The following is a 20,990-nucleotide window of genomic DNA, read 5'->3' as shown; positions in this document are numbered from 1 at the left end:
GTCAGTCTCCTTCGGGTCGCGGGGTGGCAAGCACCCCGTTGATCAGTACGCGGAATCCCCAGCTGAGCCGCGCCTCACCAGGACCGCTCAACAAGTCATCACCATGAGCCGCCAAGTGCGGCCTGTTCTCCGACGCCCGCAGTGCCCGCACCAGCGGCCCGGCGTCGGCCTCGGGTGGGCCCTGACGCGGATCAGTCGGCGCATGCTCAGCAGCCGACGAGGTGGCGAAGTGGAGCAGGATGTCCACGCCCCAGGCCGCCTGCGCTTGCGGCACCCCACCCTCTGCGAGCAGTGCGAGCACCCCTTCGAGCAGGTCGAGGTAGTGCTCCCCCGCAGGCCGAGCCACCAGAGCCGCCTGCGCCAGCCCCGGGTACTCGAAGAGCACCCCGGCGTACGACGTCAGCACCTGCTCCAACCGCTCCCGCCAGTCCCCCGCAGCCGTCACCGGCTCCAGATCGACAACACCGAGCAGCTCATCCAGTACTGCGGCATGCAACTCAGCCGTATTGCGCACGTACACGTAAAGCGACGCCGCCCCCGTGTCGAGCTCCTGCGCCAACCGCCGCATGGTCACCCGGCCAAGTCCCTCGGCCCGGACCAACTCCACAGCGGTCGCCACAATCCCGTCCCGCGTCAATGCCGGCTTGGCAGGTCGCTCCCGCCGGCTCTTCGATTCGCTGCCCATGTCTTCGACCATACACGAACATGTTCGTAACGAACATGTTCGTCAGATCACAAAAGCAAGCCCGCGCCGGGGAAAGGAGGCTCGGCGCGGGCTTGCTGGTCCCTGGATCAGGCGAAGACCTTCACTTCGTAGATGCGGGCGGCGGGGTCGGTGCCTTGGGTGGGAGTGGTGATGTTGAGGCGGACGTAGCGGGCCGAGACGCCGGCCACCGAATGCGTGGTGACGCCAGCGGTGTTGTTGGTGACGGTGGCCCGAGTGGTCCAGGTGGAGCCGTCCGGGGACGTCTGCAGGGTGAAGGCTCGGGTGTTGTAGGAGGCGGACTCGCCGCCGGCCGAGGCGTGCGAGATCTCGACGGACCCGAGCGCTTGTGAAGTACCGAGGTCCACCTGCAGGAACTTGGTCGCGACCAGGGAGCAGAACTTGTCGGAATTGCCGCCGGAGACGCTGCCGTTGAAAGCCTTGGCGGGGCCCTCGGTGGAGGCACAGGAAGCCGAGCCGGTGGCCGGCTTGTTGAGGGCGAGGTCCGCCGGGCCGCCGGTGCCGCCCGCCATCGCCGACGTCATCTCGCGCGCCCATTGCCACGGTGCCGAAGTACCGCCCGGGTCGGAGTTGAAGTACTCCCAACCATCGACGCCGCCGAAGGTCGGGTACTTCGCGACGAGCGCGGCAAGGGTGCTCTTCAGCGTCGGCAACGCGACGTACCCACCGCAGTTGGCCGAGTTCGTCACCACGCCCGCGACCACCTTCGACGCCGGGATCAGGCCGCGGTTGATGATGTTGTCGTAGCCGGTGGTGTTGGCCATCGAGCCCCAGCCGCAGTAGAACTGCGCGTTGTACCAGTCGATCTTGGCGCCGCGATCGCGTTCCAGCGTCTCGTAGTTGAAGCCCGACAGGTTGCCGCCACCGGTCAGCGCCGGCGCGACCGGTGCCAGCGTGATGATGAAGCCGGTGCCGAAGTCGGTGGTCAGCTGGTCGATCAGCCGGTTGATGCCGGCCTGCGACATGCTCTCCTCGACGTCCAGGTCGAGCCCGTCCAGCCCGTACGTCGTGACCAGGTTCTTCAGCCTCGGGTAGTACGTGGTGAAGTCGGTGTCGAGCCGCTGGAAGCTTCCTTGCGCCGCGCCGCCGACGAAGGCCGAGACCTTGACGCCGGCCGCCTGCATCGCGTGCAGGTCGGCCCACATCTGGGTGAACTTCGCGGCCTCGGGCGGATCGTCGTTGAGGTGCACGACGTCCGGGTCGAGGTGGATCGCCCCGACCAGGACGTTCGTGACGCCGGTGTTGTTGTCGGTCAGCGCCTTCGGCGAGACGTAGACGCCGTTGACGTACTGGGTCTGGTAGTAGACGACGACCCGCTTGCTGTCGGCCGTCGTACCGGCCTGGGCCGTGCCGGTCGACAGCACGGCTGCACCGAGCAGCACCGCAGTCGCCAAACTGATTGCCTTACGCAACATGTCGAGCTCCTTGCAATGGGCGGATTGCAAACAGTGGAACTAACCCTTCACGGCGCCCTCCTCGACGCCCTTGAAGAAGAAGCGCTGCAGGGTCGCGAACACGATCACGATCGGGATGAACGCGATCATCGTGCCCGCGGCGATCAGCCGGGGGTTGTTGCTGAAGGTGCCGGACAGGTACTGCAGCCCGACGGTCAGCGTGTACTTGTCCGGATCGGTCAGCACGATCAGCGGCCAGAGGAAGTCGTCCCAGGCGCCGATGAAGGAGAAGATCGCCACCACGCTGAGGGTTCCGCGCACACTCGGCAGCGCGATGTAGACGAACCGCTGCCAGACGTTCGCGCCGTCCACCACCGCCGCCTGGTCCACCTCGAGCGGCAGCGACCGGAACGCGTTGTACATCAGCAGCACGTTCAGCGCGCCGATCATGCCGGGCAGCGCCACCCCGAACAGGGTGTTGGCCAGTCCGAGCTCCCGCACGGTGACGTACTGCGAAATGATCGTCACCTCGCCCGGCAGCACCAGCGTCGCCAGGAACAGCCCGAGCACGATCTTGCGGAACCGGAACTCCAGCCGGGACAGCGCGAAGCCGGCCAGCGACGATCCGACGATGTTGCCGCCGATCACCAGGACCGCGACCTCGATCGAGTTGCGCATGTAGTTCCACACCGGGATGGTGTCGGCCACCTCGCCGTAGTGCGACAGGGTCGGCTGGGACGGCAGCAGCCGCGGGATCCGGGTGTAGATGTCCTCCCCCGAGCCCTTCAGCGAGGTGGACAGCTGCCACAGGAACGGCCCGATCGTGATGAGCAGCACGAACACCAGCAACAGGTACCGGACGACCTTCTCGGCCGGCGACAACGAGTTGAAGCTGAACGTCCCCCGCTTCCGCTTGCGCGGCGGCGTACCGGAGGAGTCCGGCACGGCGATCGGGCGCACAGGGTCGGTCACCGTGGTCATCGGGCCTCCCGGTCTGGACTGAGGAGCGAAGCGACAAGGGAAGACCGGGAGTTCAGCCCCATGACCCGCCGAGCCGGAGGCGAGGCCAAAAGTACAGTCACGCGTCCGCCGCCTTTCGGTTCATCCGGGCCAGTACGAGCATCGGTACGACGGTGACGAAGAACAGCACGATCGACAGGGCGGACGCGTAGCCGAGGTTGCCCTCGAAGCCCTGGCTGTACTGCTGGATCAGCATCACCACCGAGTTGTCCCGGCCGCCCGGACCGCCCTTGCCGCCGGACAGGATGAACAGCTCGGAGAAGACCCGCAGGGCCGACACCGAGATCAGGATCGAGATCAGCACCATCGTTCCCCGGACACCGGGAATCGTCACGTTGAGGAACCGGCGGAAGGCCGACGCGCCGTCGACCGCGGCGGCCTCGTGCAGCTCACGGCCGACGTTCCCGAGGGCGGCCAGGTAGATGATCATGTAGTACCCGAGCCCCTTCCAGATCGTCAGACTGATTGCACTGAGCAACAAAAGCCACTGGTCGGACAGGAACGGTAGCGGCCCGGAGATCACGCCGAGCTTCTCGGCCAGGCCGTTGACCAGGCCGCGGTCGTCCAGGATCCACTGCCAGATCAGCGCCACCACCACGGCCGAGGCCACCACCGGGGTGTAGAAGGCGGTCCGGAAGAAGGTGATCCCGGGCAGCTTCTTCTCCACCAGCACGGCGAGCAGCAGCGGCAGGATGGTCAGGAACGGCAGGCAGACCACCATGTAGATGACGCTGTTCAGCAGCGCCCAGCGCAACTGCTCGTCGTGCAGCAGGGCCTCGAAGTTCTTCAGCCCGACGAAGGTGCCGCCGCCGATCGGCTTGGCGTTGGTGAACGACAAGATGACGGTGTTGATCGACGGCCAGAGGTTGAACACCAGCAACCAGGCGAGTGCCGGGATCACCAGCACCCACGGCGTGAACCAGCGGTGGTAGCGCATCGATCAGGACGCGAGCAGCTGGTTGGCCTTCGCCACCGCCGCGTCGAGAGCCTGCTGGGACGTCACCTTGCCGGAGATGGCCAGCGAGATCTGCTGGTTGATGAAGTCGTTGGTCGCCCCGCTGATCACGGCCGGCTGCAGCGACTTGGCCTTGGCCAGCGACTCGAACGCGAGCACCTTGGCGTCCGACTCCGGGGTCCCGTCGCTCTTGGAGAAGTACGGGTCGTTCGCCGAGGCCTTGGTGGACGGGAAGATGTTGACGATCTTCGCGAACGCGGCCTGATTCTCGGCGTTGGTGACGAACCGGGCCAGCGCGATCGCGGCCGCCTGGTTCTTGGTCTTGGCCGAGACGGACAGGCCCTGGACGTACAGCGGCGGGGTGTCCAGCGCCGGCGACGCGACGATCTTGCCCTTCAGCGACGGGTTGTCCTTCTGCATGTCGACGATCGCGTTGCCGCCGCCGGTGGTCCAGGCGACCTTGTTCTGGGTGAAGAGCTTGGAGTTGCCCAGGTACTCCTGGGTCAGGATGTCGCGCGGCAGGTAGCCGGCCTTGTAGGCGGCGGCGTACTTGTCCAGCAGCGCGACAGCCTCCGGGGTGTTGAAGGTGAACTTCTTGCCGTCGTCCGACAGCACCTTGACGCCGGCGTTGGTGAAGTCGCCGATGCCGGGCAGCCGGCTCATCATGTACTCCTTGCCGCCCGACTTGTCGTGCATCACCTTGGCCGCGGCCAGCAGTTCGTCGAAGGTCTTCGGCGGGTTCTTCGCGTCCAGCCCGACGGCCGCGAACTTGGTCGCGTTCCAGTAGTCGATGTCGGTGTTCAGGTACCACGGGTAGCCGAAGGTGCCGCTCTGCCCCTGGTACTGGTACGCCTGTACGCCGCCCTCGACGTACTCCTCGGCGATCTTCGGGTCGGCCGCGCCGACGTCGAGCAGCATCGACTGCTTGGCCAGCGGCAGCGCGAAGTCCGGCGGCAGGTTGACGACGTCGGGCAGATCGCCGGCCGAGGCCTGGCTCAGCACCTTCTTGTCGTAGCCGTCACCGGGCTGGTCGAGCCAGGTCACCTTGGTGCCCGGGTACTTCGCCTCGAAGGCCTTGATCACGCCTTCGACGTACGAGGTGAACTTCGGCTTGAGGGCCCAGGTCTGGAAGCTGACATCACCCGTCACCTGGGCGTTCGCGTCAACGGTGGGCTTGCTCCCGGACGACGTGTCGTCGGAGGAACCGAGGCCACAACCAGCAAGAGTGAGGGCCGCGACGGCAAGAGCTGCCACCCCGGTCAGACGACGACTACGCATGGAATTCTCCTGAGGTGATAAACCGGTATAGCTCCTGCACTATCCACATCGTAGAATCCGCTGTCAAGGGGACACTGAGGTAAGGGAGGCTCCCGATGGCACGACCGACGATCGCGGACATCGCCGACAAGGCGGGCGTGTCCAAGGGCGCGGTCTCGTTCGCGCTGAACGGGCGGCCCGGGGTGAGCGACGCGACCCGGGCACGGATCCTGCAGATCGCCGAGCAGATGAGCTGGCGCCCGCACAGCGCCGCCCGCGCGCTCGGCGCCTCCCGGGTGGACTCCGTCGGGCTGGTGATCGCCCGGCCGGCCCGCACGCTCGGCGTCGAGCCGTTCTTCGCCCACCTGCTCTCCGGCCTGCAGTCCGGGCTGTCCACGCACTCGATCTCGCTGCAGTTGCTGATCGTCGAGAACACCGAGGCCGAGATCGAGGTCTACAAACGCTGGGCCTCCGAGCACCGCGTCGACGGCGTGATCCTGGTCGACCTGACCGTTCGCGACCCGCGGATCGACGCCCTGCGCGCGCTGGAACTGCCCGCGGTGGTGATCGGCGGCCGCGGCGGCAAGGGCGCGCTCGCCTCCGTCTGGGCCGACGACCGGGACGCGATGCTCTCGATCGTCGACTACCTGGCCGCGCTCGGCCACCGCCGGATCGCCCACGTGGCCGGTACGCCGAACTTCCAGCACACCCAGCGCCGGATCCGGGCCGTCCGCGACGCCGCGCCGCGCCTGGGCCTGATCGACGCCCCGTCGTTGACCACCGACTTCAGCGACGCCGAGGGTGCCGCCACCACGCGCAAACTGCTCTCCCAGGCGGACCGCCCGACCGCGATCGTCTACGACAGCGACGTGATGGCCGTGGCCGGCCTGGGGGTCGCGATGGAGATGGGCGTCTCCGTCCCCGGCGACCTGTCGATCGTCGCCTTCGACGACTCGATCCTGACCCAGCTGATGCATCCGGCGCTGACCGCGCTGTCCCGCGACACCTTCGAATTCGGCCGCCAGGCGGCCGAGGTGCTACTCGAAGTGATCGCCCATCCCGCCAACGTGATCAACCTGCGGACCGCCGACCCGGTGCTGACGGTTCGCGAGTCCACTGCCCCACCCAGCTCCTGAGCGCGTGGCTGGCGGTTTTTGCTAAACCGATTTAGCATCCTTCTCATGCTCTCGGATCCCGCCACGCCCCGGTTCGGCGCGAACTACGTCCCGTCGTCGGGGTGGTTCTACAGCTGGCTCGACTACGACCCGGCGGCGGTCCGCCGGGACTTCGCCGATCTGGCCGGGCTCGGCCTCGACCACGTCCGGGTGTTCCCGATCTGGCCGTGGATCCAGCCGAACCGGGCGATCATCCGCGAGCGCGCGATCGACGACCTGCTCGACCTGATCGACGCCGCCGCCGAGCACGGCCTGACGGTCGCGGTCGACCTGATCCAGGGACACCTGTCCAGCTTCGACTTCCTGCCGTCCTGGGTGCTCACCTGGCACAGGAGCAGCCTGTTCGAGAGCGAGACGGTGCGCGACGGACTGACCGCGTACGTCGATGCCGTCGCGCGCGCGGTGGCCACCAAGCCCAACGTCTTCGCGATCACCCTGGGCAACGAGGTCAACAACCTCTGGCCGGACAGCTCGACGACGCCGGAGGCCTCGACGCGCTGGGCCCACGATCTGCTGCTGACGCTGCGGAAGGCCGCGCCCGACGTCCTCGCGCTGCACTCGGTCTTCGACGACGCCTGGTACAAGCCGGACCACCCGTTCCTCCCGGCCGACGTCGTCGACCTGGGTGATCTGAGCACCGTCCACTCGTGGGTTTTCAACGGGGTCTCACGGGTGGACGGCCCGCTCGGTCCGGCGACGCTGACGCATGCCGACTACCTGGTCGAGCTCGCGGCCGCCACCTCGCTGGACAGCTCCCGAGCCGTGTGGTTGCAGGAGATCGGCGTACCGGGTCCGGACATCCCGGTCGAACTGCAGGCGGAGTTCACGCGCCGTACGGTCGAGCTGGTCGTCCACAATCCGGCGCTGTGGGGTGTCACTTGGTGGTCCTCGCACGACATCGACCGGCGGCTGCTCGATTTTCCGGATCGTGAGTACGACCTGGGCCTGTTCACGGTCGACCACCAGCGCAAGCCGGCTGCGCAGGCGTTGGCCGACGTCATCGCGGAGGTGCGCGCGAACGGCGTACGGGCTCAACCAGCCACCACCCTGATGAGCCCGCTCAACCCACGCACCGAACCAGGGCGCCGCGGCGAGCTCGCGCCCGGCAGCGACTTCCACCGCAGCTGGGTCGAAGCCCGCACAACCGGCCCGGTCCGCATCGCCTTCCCCACCTGACCCTGTTCAAGGACGCCGGTCGATGAGGGCCTGGATGCCGTCGAGGATTCGGTCGAGGCCGAAGTCGAAGTCGAAGTCGTCGTCGAGGGTGTCCTCGTACTCCTGGTTCGTGTACATCGCCAGGAGGCGGTCGTAGCCGGCTGCCTGTAGGCGGGGCACCAGGAATTGGCCGACCGCCATCGACTCGACCGGAGCCGAGTCGCTTGCGCCCAGTTGGCGGGCGAGGTTGGCGTAGCTGCGTGCGTAGCCGTCGAAGAGGACCGCGCAGCCGAGGGCGTCATGCTGGCTCAGGCCGGTGTCTTCCATCACCGCCAGCAGCGTCTCCACCCAGTGCAGCAGGTTGGGTGTGACAGGGGCGCCGCGGATGGGGACGTCGAGCAGCCATGGACGTTCGGCGTACCGGTCGACCTGGGCCTTGACCCAGGCGCGGGCTCCGGCGCGCCAGCCGGGCGCGGCGGCGATGTGCTCCGGCGCGCGGCCCCACGCCTTCTCCGCGACGAGGACGATCAGCTCGTCCTTGGAGGAGAGGTAGCGGTACATCGCGTTGGTGGAGACGCCGAGGTGGGCCGCGATCTTCTGCAGCGAGATGGCCTCGAAACCCTGCGCGTCGCCGAACTCGATCCCGGTGGCGACGATCTGGTCGACCGACAGCGCCGGCTTCGGGCCGCGGCGCTGGACCGGGTGCACGCCCCAGGACAGGGCAAGGCCGGGCGGTAGCTGCGCCGGCTCGTCTGTCATACCCCCATCCTTCCGCACCCGGGCGCGGGGCGCAGGAAGGTCTGGCACCCGGCGCGTAGGGGGCCTGACACCACCGCTGGAACGGGTTCCAAGACCATCCAAGTGAAACTGTTCAATCCCTACGCTGTTTTCCATGAACACACTCAACGCAACCCTCGGCCCGCTGGTCTCACCCGACGAGCTGGAGCTCAGTCACACCGACAAGCAGGTGGCGCACGTCAAGATCGAGAGCGCCGCCCGGCAAGGAATCCTGTCCGCACAGCAGGCTGCCGACCGGCACCGGCTGCTGAACGCATCCCACCAACGCGGCGAGTTGCGCGAAGTACTGGCCGGTCTGCACGACGCGGTACCGCCGACCGGGCTGACCCTCGCGCTGCGGATCGCGGCGGTCGGCTGGCTCGCGGTCTGCGTGATCCAGTTCGTCATCTGGGTCGTGCTCGCCGCCTTCGGACACCTCGACTGGCCGTGGTGGCTGTGGTCCGACGTGGGTCTCGGGCTCGCGGTCGGGGTGTTGTGGTGGTCGAACGAGTCGTACCACCGCAAGTCCCGGCTCGACCCCCGGACTGCTCGATGAAGGCGCCGGTTCAGCTCAGCGAAGTACAGAAGGTGTATGGCTCCGGGCCCGGCGCGGTGACCGCGCTGGGCGGGGTGAGCTACTCCTTTGCCCAAGGCACCTTTACCGCGGTGATGGGTCCGTCCGGTTCCGGCAAGAGCACGTTGCTGCATTGTGCAGCCGGGCTGGACGAGCCCAGCTCGGGCGAGGTGCACCTGGCCGGTACGCCGTTGCGCGGCCTCGACGAGACCGCGTTGACCGAGCTCCGGCGTGAGCATGTCGCCTTCGTGTTCCAGGCGTTCAACCTGATGCCGGCGCTGACCGTGCGGCAGAACATCATCCTGCCGCAGACGCTGGCTGGGCGGACGCCGGACGAGGCGTGGGTGACCGAGGTCATCAAGCGGGTCGGGCTCAGTGAGCGGACTCGGCACCGGCCGAGTGAGCTGTCAGGTGGTCAGCAGCAGCGGGTCGCAATCGCTCGAGCGCTGGCTGGGTCGGCGGCGATCACCTTCGCGGATGAGCCGACGGGTGCCCTCGACACCCAGACCGCGCTCGAAGTACTCACGCTGCTCCGCGACCAGGCCCGCGCCTCCGGCCAGACGATCGTGATGGTCACCCATGACCCGGTCGCCGCCTCGTACGCCGACAACGTCGTCTTCCTCGTCGACGGCCACATCGTCTCCGAGTCCCCCGCACCCACGGCCGAAAGCGTCGCGGCGGAACTCGCCAAGCTGTCCCGCCTTGCCCGCCGAGGCGCCGCCGCTGCCGCTGCCGGCGACTCGACTCCGGGGGTGCTGACATGATCCGGCTCGCTCTGTCCAGCCTGCGGTTTCGTGCCGCGGCCTTCCTCGCGATCTTCGTCGCCGTGCTGCTGGGTAGCTCGCTGATGTCGGCGGCAGGCGGGCTGCTCGAGACTGGACTGCGACTCAACGCAGCGCCACAACGCCTAGCCGGTGCGCCGATCATCGTCACCGGCCGCCCGGCCTACCACCCGCCGAACGGCTCAGGGTCCGTCGCGTACCCCGAACGCCACGGCGTCGACCCAGCTCTGGTCGCCAAGCTGGCAAACACTCCGGGCGTCGCCAAGGCGATCCCCGATGTCTCCTTCCCCGCTGTCGTTGCCCAGGACAAGGACAACGGAAGGAAAGCGGAGGAGGAAGGCGGCGGCAAGGTCGCCGAGGCGGGCAACGGCGCCGCCGCTGAGCTGGATGGCAGCGACGGCGCGGGGCTGGGCGGCCATGCCTGGGGCTCGGCGGCGCTTACGCCGTACAAGCTGATCGCCGGCGCGGCGCCAGCGACCGGGCAGGTCGTCCTCGACAACCGGCTGGCGCATGGCGCAAAGCCGGGTGACAAGGTGCGCGTCATCGTCAGCGGTACGGCCCGCGAGTTCGTCCTCGCCGGGGTGGCCTCGCCGCAGCACGAGGTCGACGTACCGTCCATCTTCTTCGCCGCGGCTGACGCCGCTGCAGCCGGCGCCAGTCGCCCGGCCCTGTCCGTTCCGGCTCGCGTTGACGCTATCGGCGTCTTTCCGGCTGCCGATACTTCGGTGGCTGAGCTGGTCAAGCGGTTGGAGCTGCCCGAGGGGGTGTCCGCGCTGACTGGGGATGATCGGGGTGCGGCCGAGTTCGCGGGGATTGCGACGAGTTTGCCGCTCATCATCTTGTCCGGCGTGTTCGGTGGCATGGTCGCGGTGGTGATAGCGCTGGTCGTGTCGGCGACGATCGGGGTGTCGGTGCGGCAGCGGCGGCGGGAGTTGGCGTTGTTGCGGGCGAGTGGAGCGACGCCTGGGCAGGTGCACAAGATGGTCGTCGCCGAGACGATGCTGGTGGCGGTCGTCGCGCTGATCGGTGGGTTGCTGCTGGGGCGCACGATGGGTCGGTGGATCTTCGGGATGCTGAGCGGGAACGGCGTCGTACCGGCTGCTCTGCGGTTTGACCAGGGCCCGCTGCCGTTCGCGGGGGCTGCCGTGCTGACGCTCGTGATTCTGCGGCTCACGGTTGGGTTCGCGGCTGGGCGGGCTGCCCGGATCAGGCCGATTCAGGCGCTGACGGAGGCTGCGGTACCGCCGGTGGTGATCGGTCGGGTGCGGCTGATCATCGGGGCGGTGTTCGCCGCGGCGACGGTCGGGGTCGGGATGTCGACGATCTTCATGAGTCCGACGAACGCCGCCGCGATCGGTGGGCCGGCCGTGCTCACCGGGTCGATCGCGGTCGCCGTGCTCGGTCCGTTGGTGATTCGCGCGATGCTCACCGATCGGATCACGGCGTTCCTCGAGCGGCGGGCGGGGACGAACGGCGTACTGGCCGCGATCAATCTGCGGGTGAGGGCCGTGCAGTTCGCGGCGATCCTGGTGCCGATCACGCTGGCCACGGCGATTGCGCTGGGCAACATCTACTCGCAGACGACCCAGCAGAAGGCGGCTGTCGAGGCGTACACGGACAATCTGATCGCCGATACCGTCATCACGAGTGCGGTGGGCGGGATTCCGGCCGGGATGTTCGATCAGGTGCGGAGTGCTCCGGGGGTGACGGCGGCGTCGGAGCTGGTGCGGAGCAAGGGGTGGATCGAGGAGCCGTACGACACCACTCACACGAGCGATCCGTGGCCGTTGCTCGGGCTGAACGGGCCTGTTTACAAGGGAAAGGTTCGGGCTGGTTCGCTGGATCAGCTGACCGGTGACACCGTTGCGCTGCCGCCGGGTGCGGCCAGGCATTTGAAGGTCGGCGTCGGGGATCAGATCGGCGTGCGGCTGGGCGACGATGCGCTGGTCAAGGTGAAGATCGTGGCGCTGGTCGAGGGGACTTCGGGGTATGAGTCGATTCTGTTGCCGTCGGCGCTGTTGGCGGCGCATACGACGGCTGGGCTGCCTTCGCAGATCCTGTTGAAGACGTCGAAGCCGGTCGACGTGGGGAATTGGCTGGGGACGACGGTTGGTGGGTGGGCGTTGCTCTCCGCGGAGTACGACGCCGGGCTCGGGATCGACGCTTGGATCGCTTATCTGCTGGCGGCGATCGCGATCGCTTACACGGCGATCGCCTCGATCAACACGATCGCTGTCGCGGTGCTGGACCGGCGGCGGGAGTTCGGGTTGCAGCGGCTGACCGGGTCGACGCGCAAGCAGGTGTCGAAGATGCTCTACCTCGAGAACCTGGTGATCGCTGCTCTGGGCCTGGTGCTCGGCTTGGTCGCCGCCTGCTTCAGCGTCTTCCCGATCGCGATCGCAACCCGAGGCTGGCCGATCCCCTCCGGCCCCATCTGGGTCCTCCTCGGCTGGGTCGTCCTCGTCCTGCTCCTGGTCGTGCCAGTCACCGGCATCGCCGCCCGCCTGGCCATGCGCCCCAAGCCCATGGACGCCGTCAACTCGCCGGCCGGGTGACCCTGGGAGCCGCTCCAGCCGGTGACTTCAGTCGCCGGTGGAGATCCAGCCGTAGCCGCCGTCTTCCAGTCTGACCACCTGGAGGCCGGCGGCTATCCGGCGTACGTCGTCGGTCTCGATCACCGCTGGAGCGGGGCCGGCCACGTCGAGCACGATCGCGGCGGCGCCTTCCTGGATCGCGGCGGTCGCGACCAGCTGCGCCAGAGCGGGCATCGGCCGCGCCTCCGGGCTCCAGAGCTTCAGGCTCTCGGTGCTCGTGAACGCCAGCAACGCGTTCCGTCCGTCCTGCCCTTTCAGCAGCGCGACAGCCATGTCCGAGGTCTTGTCATGGGCCAGCCCACGCTCGTCGTACTCGACCTCCCCCAGCATCGCCACCACCGGCACCAGCAACCGAGCCTTGGTCAACGCCGCCAGAACCGCCCCCTGATCCCGCCGGACCAGCGCCTCGCTGAGCGCAGCATCAGCTGAGCCGTCATCATCATCGAACCCGGTGAAGGCAAGCTTGCGTTCTGGTTGCACGGGTCTCATTGTCCGCTCAGCCTCCCCGGAGCACGGTTTCAGGGTGGTGTCAGGGCTGTTCCCCCCTTGGTTCACGGCGTTCCTGTGCGAGCCTGGGTATGTGCCTGACTTCAACGATCTGACGCTGCTGCCGTTCTGTGCCGGCCTCACGCTGCTCGGCCTGATCGGTTCGTGGGCCGCCTGGCGGCGCCGCGGACTCGCTTCGGGCGTCCGCGGCGTGGCTTGGTCGCTGCTCCCGGTCTCGCTGTACCTGACCGGGCTGCTCGAGCTGATCTGGGACGTGGTGAAGTCCGTGAGCAGCTGGGTCACGCACCTGATCTTCTCCCCCACGGTGTGGGCCGGCGTGGCGCTGTTCGGCGTCTCGGTCGTGCTCTACGTCGTCTCCGGCTTGGCCAAGGGCCGGGGTGGGAACAGGGAGAAGGCACCCAAGCCCCAGTCGGCCACCCGGCCGGCCTCTGACGCGATCGGTGAACTGACCGCCGGCGGCCCCGCCCCGGCCACCGCCGCGGGGCCCGCCAAGACCCCCAAACCGGCCAAGGCCCCCAAGGCGGCGAAGGGTCAGGATTCGTCGGAGTTCGACGAGATCGAGGACATCCTGAAACGCCATGGAATCAACTAATCGCCTGACCAGCGACCCCCTGACCACCCATCCGGTGACCATCGACAGCCTGCTCGACCATGTCCAGGCGGCCCCCGCCCGGCTCGGCAAGACCCGGCTGATCAGCATCGACGGCCCGGCCGGATCCGGCAAGAGCACCCTGGCCGACCGCTTCGCCGCGCGTGCGGAGGCGCGCGGCCTGCGAACCACGGTGCTCCACATGGACGACCTGTACGCCGGCTGGGACGGCGCAGTACAGGGTTTCGCCCTCCTGCGAGACCACGTACTCACCCGCCTGGCCGACGGCCGCGAGGGACGGTACCGGCGCTACGACTGGGCTGCCGGAGCGTACGCGGAGCTGCACCTCGTGCCGGCGACTGTCGAGCTCCTGATCGTCGAAGGCGTCACCTCCTGCGACCGCGACGCCGACACCTGGCAGTCGCTGAAGATCTGGATCGAGACGACCAACGAGGTCCGCCTCGACCGTGGCATCGAGCGCGACGGCGAAGCCCTCCGTGACCAGTGGCTCGACTGGATGCGCTGGGAACGCGACCACTTCGCCATCGAGAACACCCGCACCCGCGCCAACCTGATCGTCGACGGCGACCCCACCCTGCCCCACGACCCGGACCTCGAACTCATCACCAAATCCGTCAACCTCCCCCACGACTCAGCCGCGTCCTGAGCACACTTTGTGTCCCACCTGAGCATCCAGCGGCCACCGATTCGCTCAGGTCGAGCACAAAGTGGCACGGCCAGTAGGCGAGGATGGGTGGATGAGCGTTCTGCCGTCGGGTGAGCAATGGACCATTCGCGCCGGGGAGTACTCCGGGACCGTCGTGAGCGTGGGAGGTGGGTTGCGGGGGCTCTCGTACGCCGGACGCGAAGTCCTACTCGGCTACCCCGAGGACCAACCCGCCCGAGCAGGCATCGGCCAGCACCTGATCCCGTGGCCGAACCGGATCACCGACGGGAAGTACACGTTCCAGGGCGTCGACCAGCAGCTGTACCTGACCGAGCCGGCCCGGAGCAACGCGATCCACGGCCTGACCCGCTGGGCCAACTGGGAGCGGGCCGACGACGGCAGCGACGAGTCACTCGTCGAGGTCGGCTACCGGTTGCACGGGCAGCCGGGGTACCCGCACCAGCTCGACCTGACCCTTACCTACCAGCTCGACGCGACCAACGGTCTGACCGTCACGGCCCGCGCGGTCAACGTGGGCGCCGGCGACGCGCCGTACGGTTATGGCACCCATCCGTACCTCACCGTCGGGCGGCAGATCGACGAGTGCGAGCTCGAGTTCACGGCCGCGGACTGGCTGGAGGTCACCCCCGACCGGCTGAGCCCGATCGGACTCGCGCCGGTCGCCGGCTCGCAGTACGACTTCGGCCAGGCTCGCCGACTCGGGGACCTGGACATCGACAACGCCTTCACCAACCTGCCGACCCCCTGGGAAGTCCGGCTCACCGACCCCGCCACCGGCAACTCGGCCCGCCTGACCAGCGATACCAAGTGGATGCAGCTCTACACGGCCAACGCGATCGACCGCGTCGGTCTGGCCGTAGAACCCATGACGTGCCCACCCGACGCCTTCATCACCGGCACCGACCTGGTCGTGCTCGAACCTGGTGAAGAACACATCACCAGGTTCACCGTCAGCAGCTGAGCGGGCCCTACTTGGTTTCGTAGTACATCTCGTCCACGCTGTCCTCGGAGTGGCGGCAGTAGATTCTCGAGGCCGGGTTGTCGGACACCGATCCGTTGCCCCAGACCCAGGGACCGTAGGACGTGTACCAGCCGCTGCCGACGACGCCGGAGGGGCCGCTTCGAAATGTCTAGAAATCAGGAGCCGGCTCCGTGCGAGCGGGCCACGGCCGCCAGCTCCTTGGCGGCCCGGCTTGCCCGGGCGCCTTCGGAGGCTTGGACCGCGAGGATGCCCAGGCGGTTGCCCTCGGTGTCGAAGAGCTGCAGCCAGGGGTCGCCCGAGCGGAACCGCAACGCCTTCACGTCCTGCCACGAGTACCGGTAGGTGCGGAAGACGTTGCGCACCCGCAGGCTGTCCTCGTACGCCGTGACGCGAACCGTCGCCATCCGGTACAGCAGGTAGAGCACCGTGCCGAAGAACGCGAGCAAGGTGAGCTGCTGGAAGAGGCTGAAGGTGTCGCGGGACTCGGGCGACAGCCGGAACCAGATCACCCCGAAGACGGCGACGATCGACAGTCCCATCACGCCGGCCATCACGGCGATGGCCCACGGATGGAACGTCCACAGCGCCTTGGCCGCCGGCGCCTTCGGGGTCATCGCGCTCAGATCCGGCAGGCGTGGATGTCGGTGGTCAGAATCGCGCGCGCCCCGACCTCCCAGAGCTGGTCCATGATCCGCTGTGCGTCGGCTCGGAGCACCATCACCCGGACGGCGACCCAGCCTTCCCGATGAAGCGGCGAGACCGTCGGCGACTCCAGGCCCGGCGCGACCGCGTTGGCGGCCTCGACGGCTTCGGCGCGGATGTCGTAGTCCATCATCACGTAGTTGCGCGCGACCAGGACGCCTTCCAGCCGGCGGACGAGCTGCTCCAGGCCGGCCGGCTGCTCGACACCGTGGCGGCGGATCAGCACGGCCTCGGACTTGAGGATGACGTCGCCGAACACCTCGAGGCCGGCCTGGCGGAGCGTCGTACCGGTCTCGACCACGTCGGCGATCACGTCGGCCACGCCGAGCTGTACGGCGGACTCGACCGCGCCGTCGAGCTTGACCACGGACGCCTCGACGCCGTTCTCGGCCAGGTGGTCGCCGAGGATGCCGGCGAAGCTGGTGGCGATCCGCTTGCCCTGCAGGTCCTTGACCGACTGCGCCACGCCCGGTCGGCCGGCGAACCGGAAGGTCGAGCCGCCGAAGCCGAGCTCGAGGATGGTATCGGCGTCGGCGTGCGAGTCGAGCACCAGGTCGCGGCCGGAGATACCGACGTCGAGGGTGCCCTCACCGACGTACACGGCGATGTCGCGCGGGCGCAGGTAGTAGAACTCGACGCCGTTGTCCGGGTCGGTCAGCGAGAGGTCCTTGGTGGTCCGGCGCTGCCGGTAGCCCGCCTCGGACAGGATGGAGGTGGCGGCTTCGCTCAGCGAGCCTTTGTTGGGTACTGCGACGCGCAGCATGACTTGGGCCAATCTGTGGGAGGTGAACCGGCTCTGTGGGTGCTCCTACAGATGTCGGTACACGTCGTCGAGGCTCAGGCCGAGCGCATGCATCATCACCTGCGCGTGGTAGAGCAGCTGGCTCAGCTCCTCCGCGGCCCGCTCCTTGCCCTCGTGCTCGGCGGCCATCCAGGACTCGGCGGCCTCCTCGACCAGCTTCTTCCCGATCGCGTGCACGCCGGCATCCAGCGCCGCCACCGTCCCGGATCCCTCCGGCCGGCTCACCGCCTTCTCGCCCAACTCGGCGAACAACTCATCAAAGGTCTTCATCGCCCCTCCACCCTAAAGGTCGCCACCCGAGAGGTTGCGATCAGGTCTCGCTCCCCGGACTTCCCGGTACTACGGGACGCCGGTCTGCCCGACGATGGCGACATGAGAATCCGCGCCCTGGGCGTCACTCCCGGCTCCTTGCCGCCTGGCCGGCTGAACGCCATCACGGACGTGCCCGGGGTGCTCGTCGGGCACACGACGCTGGCGACCGGGCCGGTGAATACCGGGGTCACGGCGATCGTGCCGCCTGGGTACGAGGGCGGGCAGGCTGGGTACGCCGGTGGGCTGCCGGCTGCGATTGCCGTCGGCAACGGGTATGGGAAGTTGGTGGGGTCGACCCAGGTGGAGGAGCTCGGGGTTCTGGAGACGCCGGTACTTCTGACCGGGACCCTCTCGGTGTTCCGGGTCGCCGACGCGCTGGTCAGTTGGCTGCTGGAGCGGGATCCGTCGGCGATCAGCCTCAACCCGGTGGTCGGCGAGACCAACGACGGCTACCTCTCGGACATCCGCTCCCGCCCGATCACCCCCGAACACGTCTTCGCCGCCCTCGACTCAGCCACCGCGGACCTCCCCGCCGAGGGCAACGTCGGAGCAGGAACCGGCACAGTCGCCCTCGGCTTCAAAGCCGGCATCGGTACCTCGTCTCGCCAACTGACAGCTGGGGTTGTCGGGGTGTTGGTGCAGGCGAACTTCTCGGGGACTTTGACTGTTCTTGGGACTCCGGTGCTGCCGCCGGTGGAGTCGCCCGTGCCGGAGGGGAATTCTTGTGTGATCGTCGTCGCCACCGACCTGCCGCTCGACGCCCGGCAGTTGGGCCGGGTCGCCAGGCGGGCGGTGTTCGCGATGGGGCGGGTCGGGTCGGACTTCTCGCCGGGGAGTGGCGACTACGCGATCGCGTTCAGCACCAACCGGGCGACACCGCCGCAAGACCAAGCCTTGAAGGAGGTCTTCAATGCGACCACCGAAGCGACGGAGGAGGCGTTGCTCAACTCGTTGACGATGGCTGGCACCGTCACGGGCCACCACGGGAACACGCAGTACGCCGTACCGCATGAGCTGATCAGTAGAGCGCTGCGACCGACTCCGCCAGCCGTTTGAGTTCAGCGCGCAACTCGGCCGGCTCCAGCACCTCCAGAAGGTTGCCGTAGCGGATCAGGCCGGTTGCCGCGTTGCCGATGGACTCGATCGGGACCGAGACGGTGATGCTGCCGTCGGCGGCGGGCTCCACGCCAGTGTCGGCGATTGCCTTCAACAACAAGGTTGCGGACAGGTCGGCGAGGCCGGCGACCAAGCCGGCGGAGATCCGCACCAGCGCAGCGCCGGTGAAGCGTTCGGACTCGAAGCGGTCGAGGTGTTCCTGCCAGCGTTGAGCGAGGTCGAATCCATCGGGACGCGTGAAGACTTCGTCAGTGGGAGCGAGCTGCAGGATGTTGGAGACGCGGTACGTCCGCACCCCACCGGGCGCCGCGGCGACGACGTACCAGGTGCCGTTCTTCAACACGAGCCCGTACGGTTCGAGGGTCCGCTCGACCTCACGCGGCGCCTCCCACCGGCGGTACAGCACCTTGATCCGCCGATCCTCCATCACCGCCGACGCGACCGCGGACAGGTACGGCGACTCCTCCGCGTCCCGGTACCAAGCGGGCATGTCGAGATGGAACCGATTCTTCAGCCGCCCAGCCCGATCCCGCTGATCCGGCGCCAACGCGGCAAGCAGCTTCAACTCGGCCGAACTCGTCTGCTCGGTCAATCCGAGCGCCGCCGCCGGTCCCGGCATCCCGACGAGAAACAGCGCCGCTGCCTCCCCCTCGTTGAGCCCGGTCAGCTTGGTCCGATACCCGTCAACCAGCCGATACCCACCGGCGCGCCCCTGATCGGCATAGACCGGTACGCCGGCCGCCGCCAGCGCCTCCACATCGCGATAGATCGTCCGGAGCGACACCTCCAGCTCCGAAGCGAGCTCGCGCGCGGTCAACTGCCGCCGCGTCTGCAGCAGCAGAAGGATCTGGAGAAGCCGGCTCGAGCGCATCTCCACAGGTTAGCCGTAATCACTGACACTCACTGGCAGGTATAGGCGACAAGCTCTGGGCATGAGCACAAACGACTTCGACTTCCTCAACGGCCACTTCGACGTCGCCCACCGCGTCCTCACCCCGGCCGGCGACTGGACCGAGTTCGCCGGCACCCACAGCGGCCGCACCCATCACGGCGGCGCGGTCAGCGTCGACGAGGCACGGTTCCCGGCCAAAGCGGCGTACGGGATGTCACTGCGGCTGTACGACCCGGCCGAGCAGATCTGGACGGTCTACTGGGTCAGCAGCACGACGGGCAAGCTCCAGCCGCCGGTCCGCGGCGGCTGGTCGGACGGCGTCTGCACCCTGTACGGCGAGGACGACCTCGGCGACCGGATGATCCCCGTCCGGCTGCGCTGGTCCGACGTCACGGAGACGACCGCGCACTGGGAGCAGGCGTACTCCGAGGACGGCGGCGAGACCTGGCAGACCAACTGGACGATGGACCTGACCCGCCGGTCGACCGAGCCGCCGCCGTTGGACACTCCCAAGCTCACCGGCGACTTCGACTTCTTCGCCGGCTCCTGGAAGGTGCAGCATCGCCAGCTCCTGGCCCCGCTGACCGGCAGCGACGAGTGGCGCGAGTACGCAGGCACGGCCGAGACCTACACGCTCTTCAACGGCGCCGTGTGCATCGACGAGACCTTCTTCCCGACCGAGGACTTCGACGGGATGACGGTCCGCCTGTACGACGTGGAGGCCGGCGCGTGGGCGATCTACTGGATCAACAGCAAGCGCGGCGTCCTGGAACCGCCCGTGTACGGCGGCTTCGGGCCCGACGGCGTCGGCATCCTCGAAGGCCCGGACACCCACGACGGCCGGCCCGTCGATGTCCGATTCCGCTGGACGAAGGGCGACGTACCGGTCTGGGAACAGTTCTTCTCGGAAGACGGCGGCGCGACCTGGGAGAGCAACTGGTCGATGACGTTCACCCGGATGTTCCCCAAAGTGACCAGCGATTTCGACTTCCTCAACGGGTACTTCGATGTGCGCCACCGGACTCTGAACAAGGTGTTCGTCGGCAGCGACGACTGGCAGAGCTACGAAGGCACGTGCTCGGCCCGGACCCATTTCGACGGCGCGATCAGCATCGACGAGATGCAGTTCCCGGGCAAAGCGTCGTACGGGATGTCGGTGCGGCTGTTCGATCCGGTCGCCGAGGAATGGACGATTTACTGGATCAACAGCACGACGATGGAGCTGTATCCGCCGGTGCGGGGCCGCTGGGCCGACGACGGCAAGTCCTGCTGGCTGACCGGCGAGGAGGAGCTCGACGGCAAGCCGATCCTGGTCAGCTACGCCTGGTCGGACATCACCGAGACGACCGCGCACTGGGAGCAGTCGTTCTCCGAGGACGGCGGGACGACCTGGGAGGTGAACTGGACGATGGACTTCACCCGGCGCCCGACCGAACCGCCGCGGCTCGGCATCCCCAAGCCCACCAGCGATTTCGACTTCCTGGTCGGCGAATGGGACATGCACAACGAACGCCGCCGGCCGCCGCTCGGCGAGCCGTCAGAGTGGTACGAACTCGCCTCGAAGATGAAGGTCTACTCGTACTTCGACGGCGCGATCAGCTTCGACGAAGGCTGGTACCCGACCGAGGGTTTCCGCGGCGCGACGCTTCGCCTCTACAACCCAGAGGCCGGCACCTGGTCCATCCATTGGATCAACAGCCTCCGCGGCACCCTGGAAACCCCAGTGATCGGCTCCTTCGGCACCGACGGCCGAGGCACCTTCGAAGGCCCCGACGAATGGAACGGCCAACCCATCGACGTCCGCTTCATCTGGACCCCCGGCACCACCCAAGCCGCCTGGGAACAACTCTTCTCCACCGACCACGGCAAAACCTGGGTCAGCAACTGGAAAATGCGCCACACCCGCACCGCCTGAGCACGGCGCGCCCCCAAGAGGTGGCGAGCCCACATCATGTGGGCATGAACACGAAGCGGTGGGCTTGGACAAGGTCTG

General features: G+C 67.9%; 21 protein-coding genes. 10 read left to right on the top strand and 11 right to left on the bottom strand.

The window, feature by feature from the left end:
- Window position 1: 1 nt before the first annotated feature.
- The 5 genes from ABD116_RS03785 to ABD116_RS03765 form a co-directional block, all read right to left on the bottom strand.
- Complete coding sequence (locus ABD116_RS03785) at window positions 2–685, bottom strand: TetR/AcrR family transcriptional regulator (RefSeq protein WP_343964818.1); 684 nt, start codon at window positions 683–685, stop codon at window positions 2–4.
- A gap of 107 nt (window positions 686–792) precedes the next feature.
- The gene (locus ABD116_RS03780) at window positions 793–2,139 is read right to left on the bottom strand and encodes a galactose-binding domain-containing protein (protein ID WP_343964816.1); all 1,347 of its coding nucleotides are present in this window, start codon (window positions 2,137–2,139) and stop codon (window positions 793–795) included.
- 39 nt (window positions 2,140–2,178) lie between these two features.
- Window positions 2,179–3,063, bottom strand: a complete 885-nt coding sequence (locus ABD116_RS03775) for a carbohydrate ABC transporter permease (protein WP_425552052.1) — start codon at window positions 3,061–3,063, stop codon at window positions 2,179–2,181.
- A 133-nt stretch (window positions 3,064–3,196) separates the two neighbouring features.
- On the bottom strand, window positions 3,197–4,075 hold the full coding sequence (locus tag ABD116_RS03770; protein ID WP_328327152.1) for a carbohydrate ABC transporter permease: 879 nt from the start codon (window positions 4,073–4,075) through the stop codon (window positions 3,197–3,199).
- Between the two features lie 3 nt (window positions 4,076–4,078).
- Entirely contained in the window at window positions 4,079–5,371 is a 1,293-nt protein-coding gene (locus ABD116_RS03765) for an ABC transporter substrate-binding protein (RefSeq protein WP_343964811.1), read from the bottom strand.
- A 95-nt stretch (window positions 5,372–5,466) separates the two neighbouring features.
- On the opposite strand from ABD116_RS03765, the gene ABD116_RS03760 reads away from it, so the two are divergent.
- Window positions 5,467–6,486, top strand: a complete 1,020-nt coding sequence (locus tag ABD116_RS03760; RefSeq protein WP_343964809.1) for a LacI family DNA-binding transcriptional regulator — start codon at window positions 5,467–5,469, stop codon at window positions 6,484–6,486.
- 45 nt (window positions 6,487–6,531) lie between these two features.
- On the top strand, window positions 6,532–7,701 hold the full coding sequence (locus ABD116_RS03755; RefSeq protein WP_343964807.1) for a glycoside hydrolase 5 family protein: 1,170 nt from the start codon (window positions 6,532–6,534) through the stop codon (window positions 7,699–7,701).
- 6 nt (window positions 7,702–7,707) lie between these two features.
- Here the strand turns inward: ABD116_RS03755 and ABD116_RS03750 are convergent, their stop codons facing one another.
- Window positions 7,708–8,439 (bottom strand): TetR/AcrR family transcriptional regulator, encoded by a 732-nt coding sequence (locus ABD116_RS03750; protein WP_343964805.1) that lies wholly within the window; start codon window positions 8,437–8,439, stop codon window positions 7,708–7,710.
- Window positions 8,440–8,572: 133 nt separating this feature from the next.
- On the opposite strand from ABD116_RS03750, the gene ABD116_RS03745 reads away from it, so the two are divergent.
- From ABD116_RS03745 to ABD116_RS03735, 3 genes are read left to right on the top strand one after another with little or no spacing between them, the layout of a single operon-like run.
- Window positions 8,573–9,013, top strand: a complete 441-nt coding sequence (locus ABD116_RS03745; protein WP_343964803.1) for a hypothetical protein — start codon at window positions 8,573–8,575, stop codon at window positions 9,011–9,013.
- Window positions 9,010–9,795 carry an ABC transporter ATP-binding protein gene (locus ABD116_RS03740; RefSeq protein WP_343964801.1) on the top strand — a complete coding sequence of 262 codons (786 nt, stop codon included), beginning with the start codon at window positions 9,010–9,012 and terminating at the stop codon, window positions 9,793–9,795. Before ABD116_RS03745 ends, ABD116_RS03740 begins: the two co-directional genes overlap by 4 nt.
- A complete protein-coding gene (locus ABD116_RS03735) occupies window positions 9,792–12,368 on the top strand; it encodes an ABC transporter permease (protein ID WP_343964799.1) in 2,577 nt (858 codons plus the stop codon). The genes ABD116_RS03740 and ABD116_RS03735 overlap by 4 nt, the downstream gene beginning before the upstream one ends.
- Window positions 12,369–12,395: 27 nt before the next feature.
- Here the strand turns inward: ABD116_RS03735 and ABD116_RS03730 are convergent, their stop codons facing one another.
- Window positions 12,396–12,887, bottom strand: coding sequence for an SseB family protein (locus ABD116_RS03730; RefSeq protein ID WP_343964797.1), 492 nt, complete (start codon window positions 12,885–12,887; stop codon window positions 12,396–12,398).
- A gap of 100 nt (window positions 12,888–12,987) precedes the next feature.
- On the opposite strand from ABD116_RS03730, the gene ABD116_RS03725 reads away from it, so the two are divergent.
- The 3 genes from ABD116_RS03725 to ABD116_RS03715 all read left to right on the top strand — a co-directional run bounded on the left by ABD116_RS03725 (window position 12,988) and on the right by ABD116_RS03715 (window position 15,152).
- Window positions 12,988–13,506: a hypothetical protein gene (locus tag ABD116_RS03725; protein WP_343964795.1), complete on the top strand. Its 519-nt coding sequence runs from the start codon at window positions 12,988–12,990 to the stop codon at window positions 13,504–13,506.
- Window positions 13,493–14,170, top strand: coding sequence for a uridine kinase family protein (locus ABD116_RS03720; RefSeq protein WP_343964793.1), 678 nt, complete (start codon window positions 13,493–13,495; stop codon window positions 14,168–14,170). The genes ABD116_RS03725 and ABD116_RS03720 overlap by 14 nt, the downstream gene beginning before the upstream one ends.
- 91 nt (window positions 14,171–14,261) lie before the next feature.
- Window positions 14,262–15,152 (top strand): aldose 1-epimerase family protein, encoded by an 891-nt coding sequence (locus ABD116_RS03715; RefSeq protein WP_343964787.1) that lies wholly within the window; start codon window positions 14,262–14,264, stop codon window positions 15,150–15,152.
- A gap of 176 nt (window positions 15,153–15,328) precedes the next feature.
- On the opposite strand, the gene ABD116_RS03710 is transcribed toward ABD116_RS03715, so the two are convergent.
- Genes ABD116_RS03710 through ABD116_RS03700 form a run of 3 tightly spaced genes read right to left on the bottom strand, consistent with a single transcriptional unit; the run spans window position 15,329 to window position 16,947 of the window.
- Complete coding sequence (locus ABD116_RS03710) at window positions 15,329–15,787, bottom strand: PH domain-containing protein (RefSeq protein ID WP_343964785.1); 459 nt, start codon at window positions 15,785–15,787, stop codon at window positions 15,329–15,331.
- 5 nt (window positions 15,788–15,792) lie between these two features.
- Window positions 15,793–16,638: an ATP phosphoribosyltransferase gene (gene hisG, locus ABD116_RS03705; protein WP_343964783.1), complete on the bottom strand. Its 846-nt coding sequence runs from the start codon at window positions 16,636–16,638 to the stop codon at window positions 15,793–15,795.
- Between the two features lie 45 nt (window positions 16,639–16,683).
- Window positions 16,684–16,947, bottom strand: coding sequence for a phosphoribosyl-ATP diphosphatase (locus tag ABD116_RS03700; protein ID WP_343964781.1), 264 nt, complete (start codon window positions 16,945–16,947; stop codon window positions 16,684–16,686).
- 102 nt (window positions 16,948–17,049) lie between these two features.
- Between ABD116_RS03700 and ABD116_RS03695 the strand changes: the two genes are divergently transcribed.
- Window positions 17,050–18,045 (top strand): P1 family peptidase, encoded by a 996-nt coding sequence (locus ABD116_RS03695; RefSeq protein WP_343964779.1) that lies wholly within the window; start codon window positions 17,050–17,052, stop codon window positions 18,043–18,045.
- Here ABD116_RS03695 and ABD116_RS03690 read toward each other — a convergent pair.
- Complete coding sequence (locus ABD116_RS03690) at window positions 18,008–18,976, bottom strand: helix-turn-helix transcriptional regulator (RefSeq protein WP_343964777.1); 969 nt, start codon at window positions 18,974–18,976, stop codon at window positions 18,008–18,010. The genes ABD116_RS03695 and ABD116_RS03690 overlap by 38 nt on opposite strands.
- Before the next feature lie 61 nt (window positions 18,977–19,037).
- Between ABD116_RS03690 and ABD116_RS03685 the strand changes: the two genes are divergently transcribed.
- Window positions 19,038–20,912, top strand: coding sequence for a hypothetical protein (locus ABD116_RS03685; protein ID WP_343964775.1), 1,875 nt, complete (start codon window positions 19,038–19,040; stop codon window positions 20,910–20,912).
- Window positions 20,913–20,990 lie beyond the last annotated feature (78 nt).

The organism is Kribbella koreensis (assembly GCF_039525325.1).
In the GTDB taxonomy this organism is placed as follows: domain Bacteria; phylum Actinomycetota; class Actinomycetes; order Propionibacteriales; family Kribbellaceae; genus Kribbella; species Kribbella koreensis.
This window is presented reverse-complemented; position numbering and strand designations above follow the sequence as displayed.

Coding starts and splice junctions, on each gene's coding strand:
- ABD116_RS03740 (WP_343964801.1), top strand. CDS start 9,010: ATGAAGGCGCCGGTTCAGCTCAGCGAAGTACAGAAGGTGTATGGCTCC.
- ABD116_RS03720 (WP_343964793.1), top strand. CDS start 13,493: ATGGAATCAACTAATCGCCTGACCAGCGACCCCCTGACCACCCATCCG.
- hisG (WP_343964783.1), bottom strand. CDS start 16,638: ATGCTGCGCGTCGCAGTACCCAACAAAGGCTCGCTGAGCGAAGCCGCC.
- ABD116_RS03745 (WP_343964803.1), top strand. CDS start 8,573: ATGAACACACTCAACGCAACCCTCGGCCCGCTGGTCTCACCCGACGAG.
- ABD116_RS03750 (WP_343964805.1), bottom strand. CDS start 8,439: ATGACAGACGAGCCGGCGCAGCTACCGCCCGGCCTTGCCCTGTCCTGG.
- ABD116_RS03765 (WP_343964811.1), bottom strand. CDS start 5,371: ATGCGTAGTCGTCGTCTGACCGGGGTGGCAGCTCTTGCCGTCGCGGCC.
- ABD116_RS03785 (WP_343964818.1), bottom strand. CDS start 685: ATGGGCAGCGAATCGAAGAGCCGGCGGGAGCGACCTGCCAAGCCGGCA.
- ABD116_RS03695 (WP_343964779.1), top strand. CDS start 17,050: ATGAGAATCCGCGCCCTGGGCGTCACTCCCGGCTCCTTGCCGCCTGGC.
- ABD116_RS03760 (WP_343964809.1), top strand. CDS start 5,467: ATGGCACGACCGACGATCGCGGACATCGCCGACAAGGCGGGCGTGTCC.
- ABD116_RS03780 (WP_343964816.1), bottom strand. CDS start 2,139: ATGTTGCGTAAGGCAATCAGTTTGGCGACTGCGGTGCTGCTCGGTGCA.
- ABD116_RS03700 (WP_343964781.1), bottom strand. CDS start 16,947: ATGAAGACCTTTGATGAGTTGTTCGCCGAGTTGGGCGAGAAGGCGGTG.
- ABD116_RS03690 (WP_343964777.1), bottom strand. CDS start 18,976: ATGCGCTCGAGCCGGCTTCTCCAGATCCTTCTGCTGCTGCAGACGCGG.
- ABD116_RS03735 (WP_343964799.1), top strand. CDS start 9,792: ATGATCCGGCTCGCTCTGTCCAGCCTGCGGTTTCGTGCCGCGGCCTTC.
- ABD116_RS03715 (WP_343964787.1), top strand. CDS start 14,262: ATGAGCGTTCTGCCGTCGGGTGAGCAATGGACCATTCGCGCCGGGGAG.
- ABD116_RS03755 (WP_343964807.1), top strand. CDS start 6,532: ATGCTCTCGGATCCCGCCACGCCCCGGTTCGGCGCGAACTACGTCCCG.
- ABD116_RS03770 (WP_328327152.1), bottom strand. CDS start 4,075: ATGCGCTACCACCGCTGGTTCACGCCGTGGGTGCTGGTGATCCCGGCA.
- ABD116_RS03710 (WP_343964785.1), bottom strand. CDS start 15,787: ATGACCCCGAAGGCGCCGGCGGCCAAGGCGCTGTGGACGTTCCATCCG.
- ABD116_RS03685 (WP_343964775.1), top strand. CDS start 19,038: ATGAGCACAAACGACTTCGACTTCCTCAACGGCCACTTCGACGTCGCC.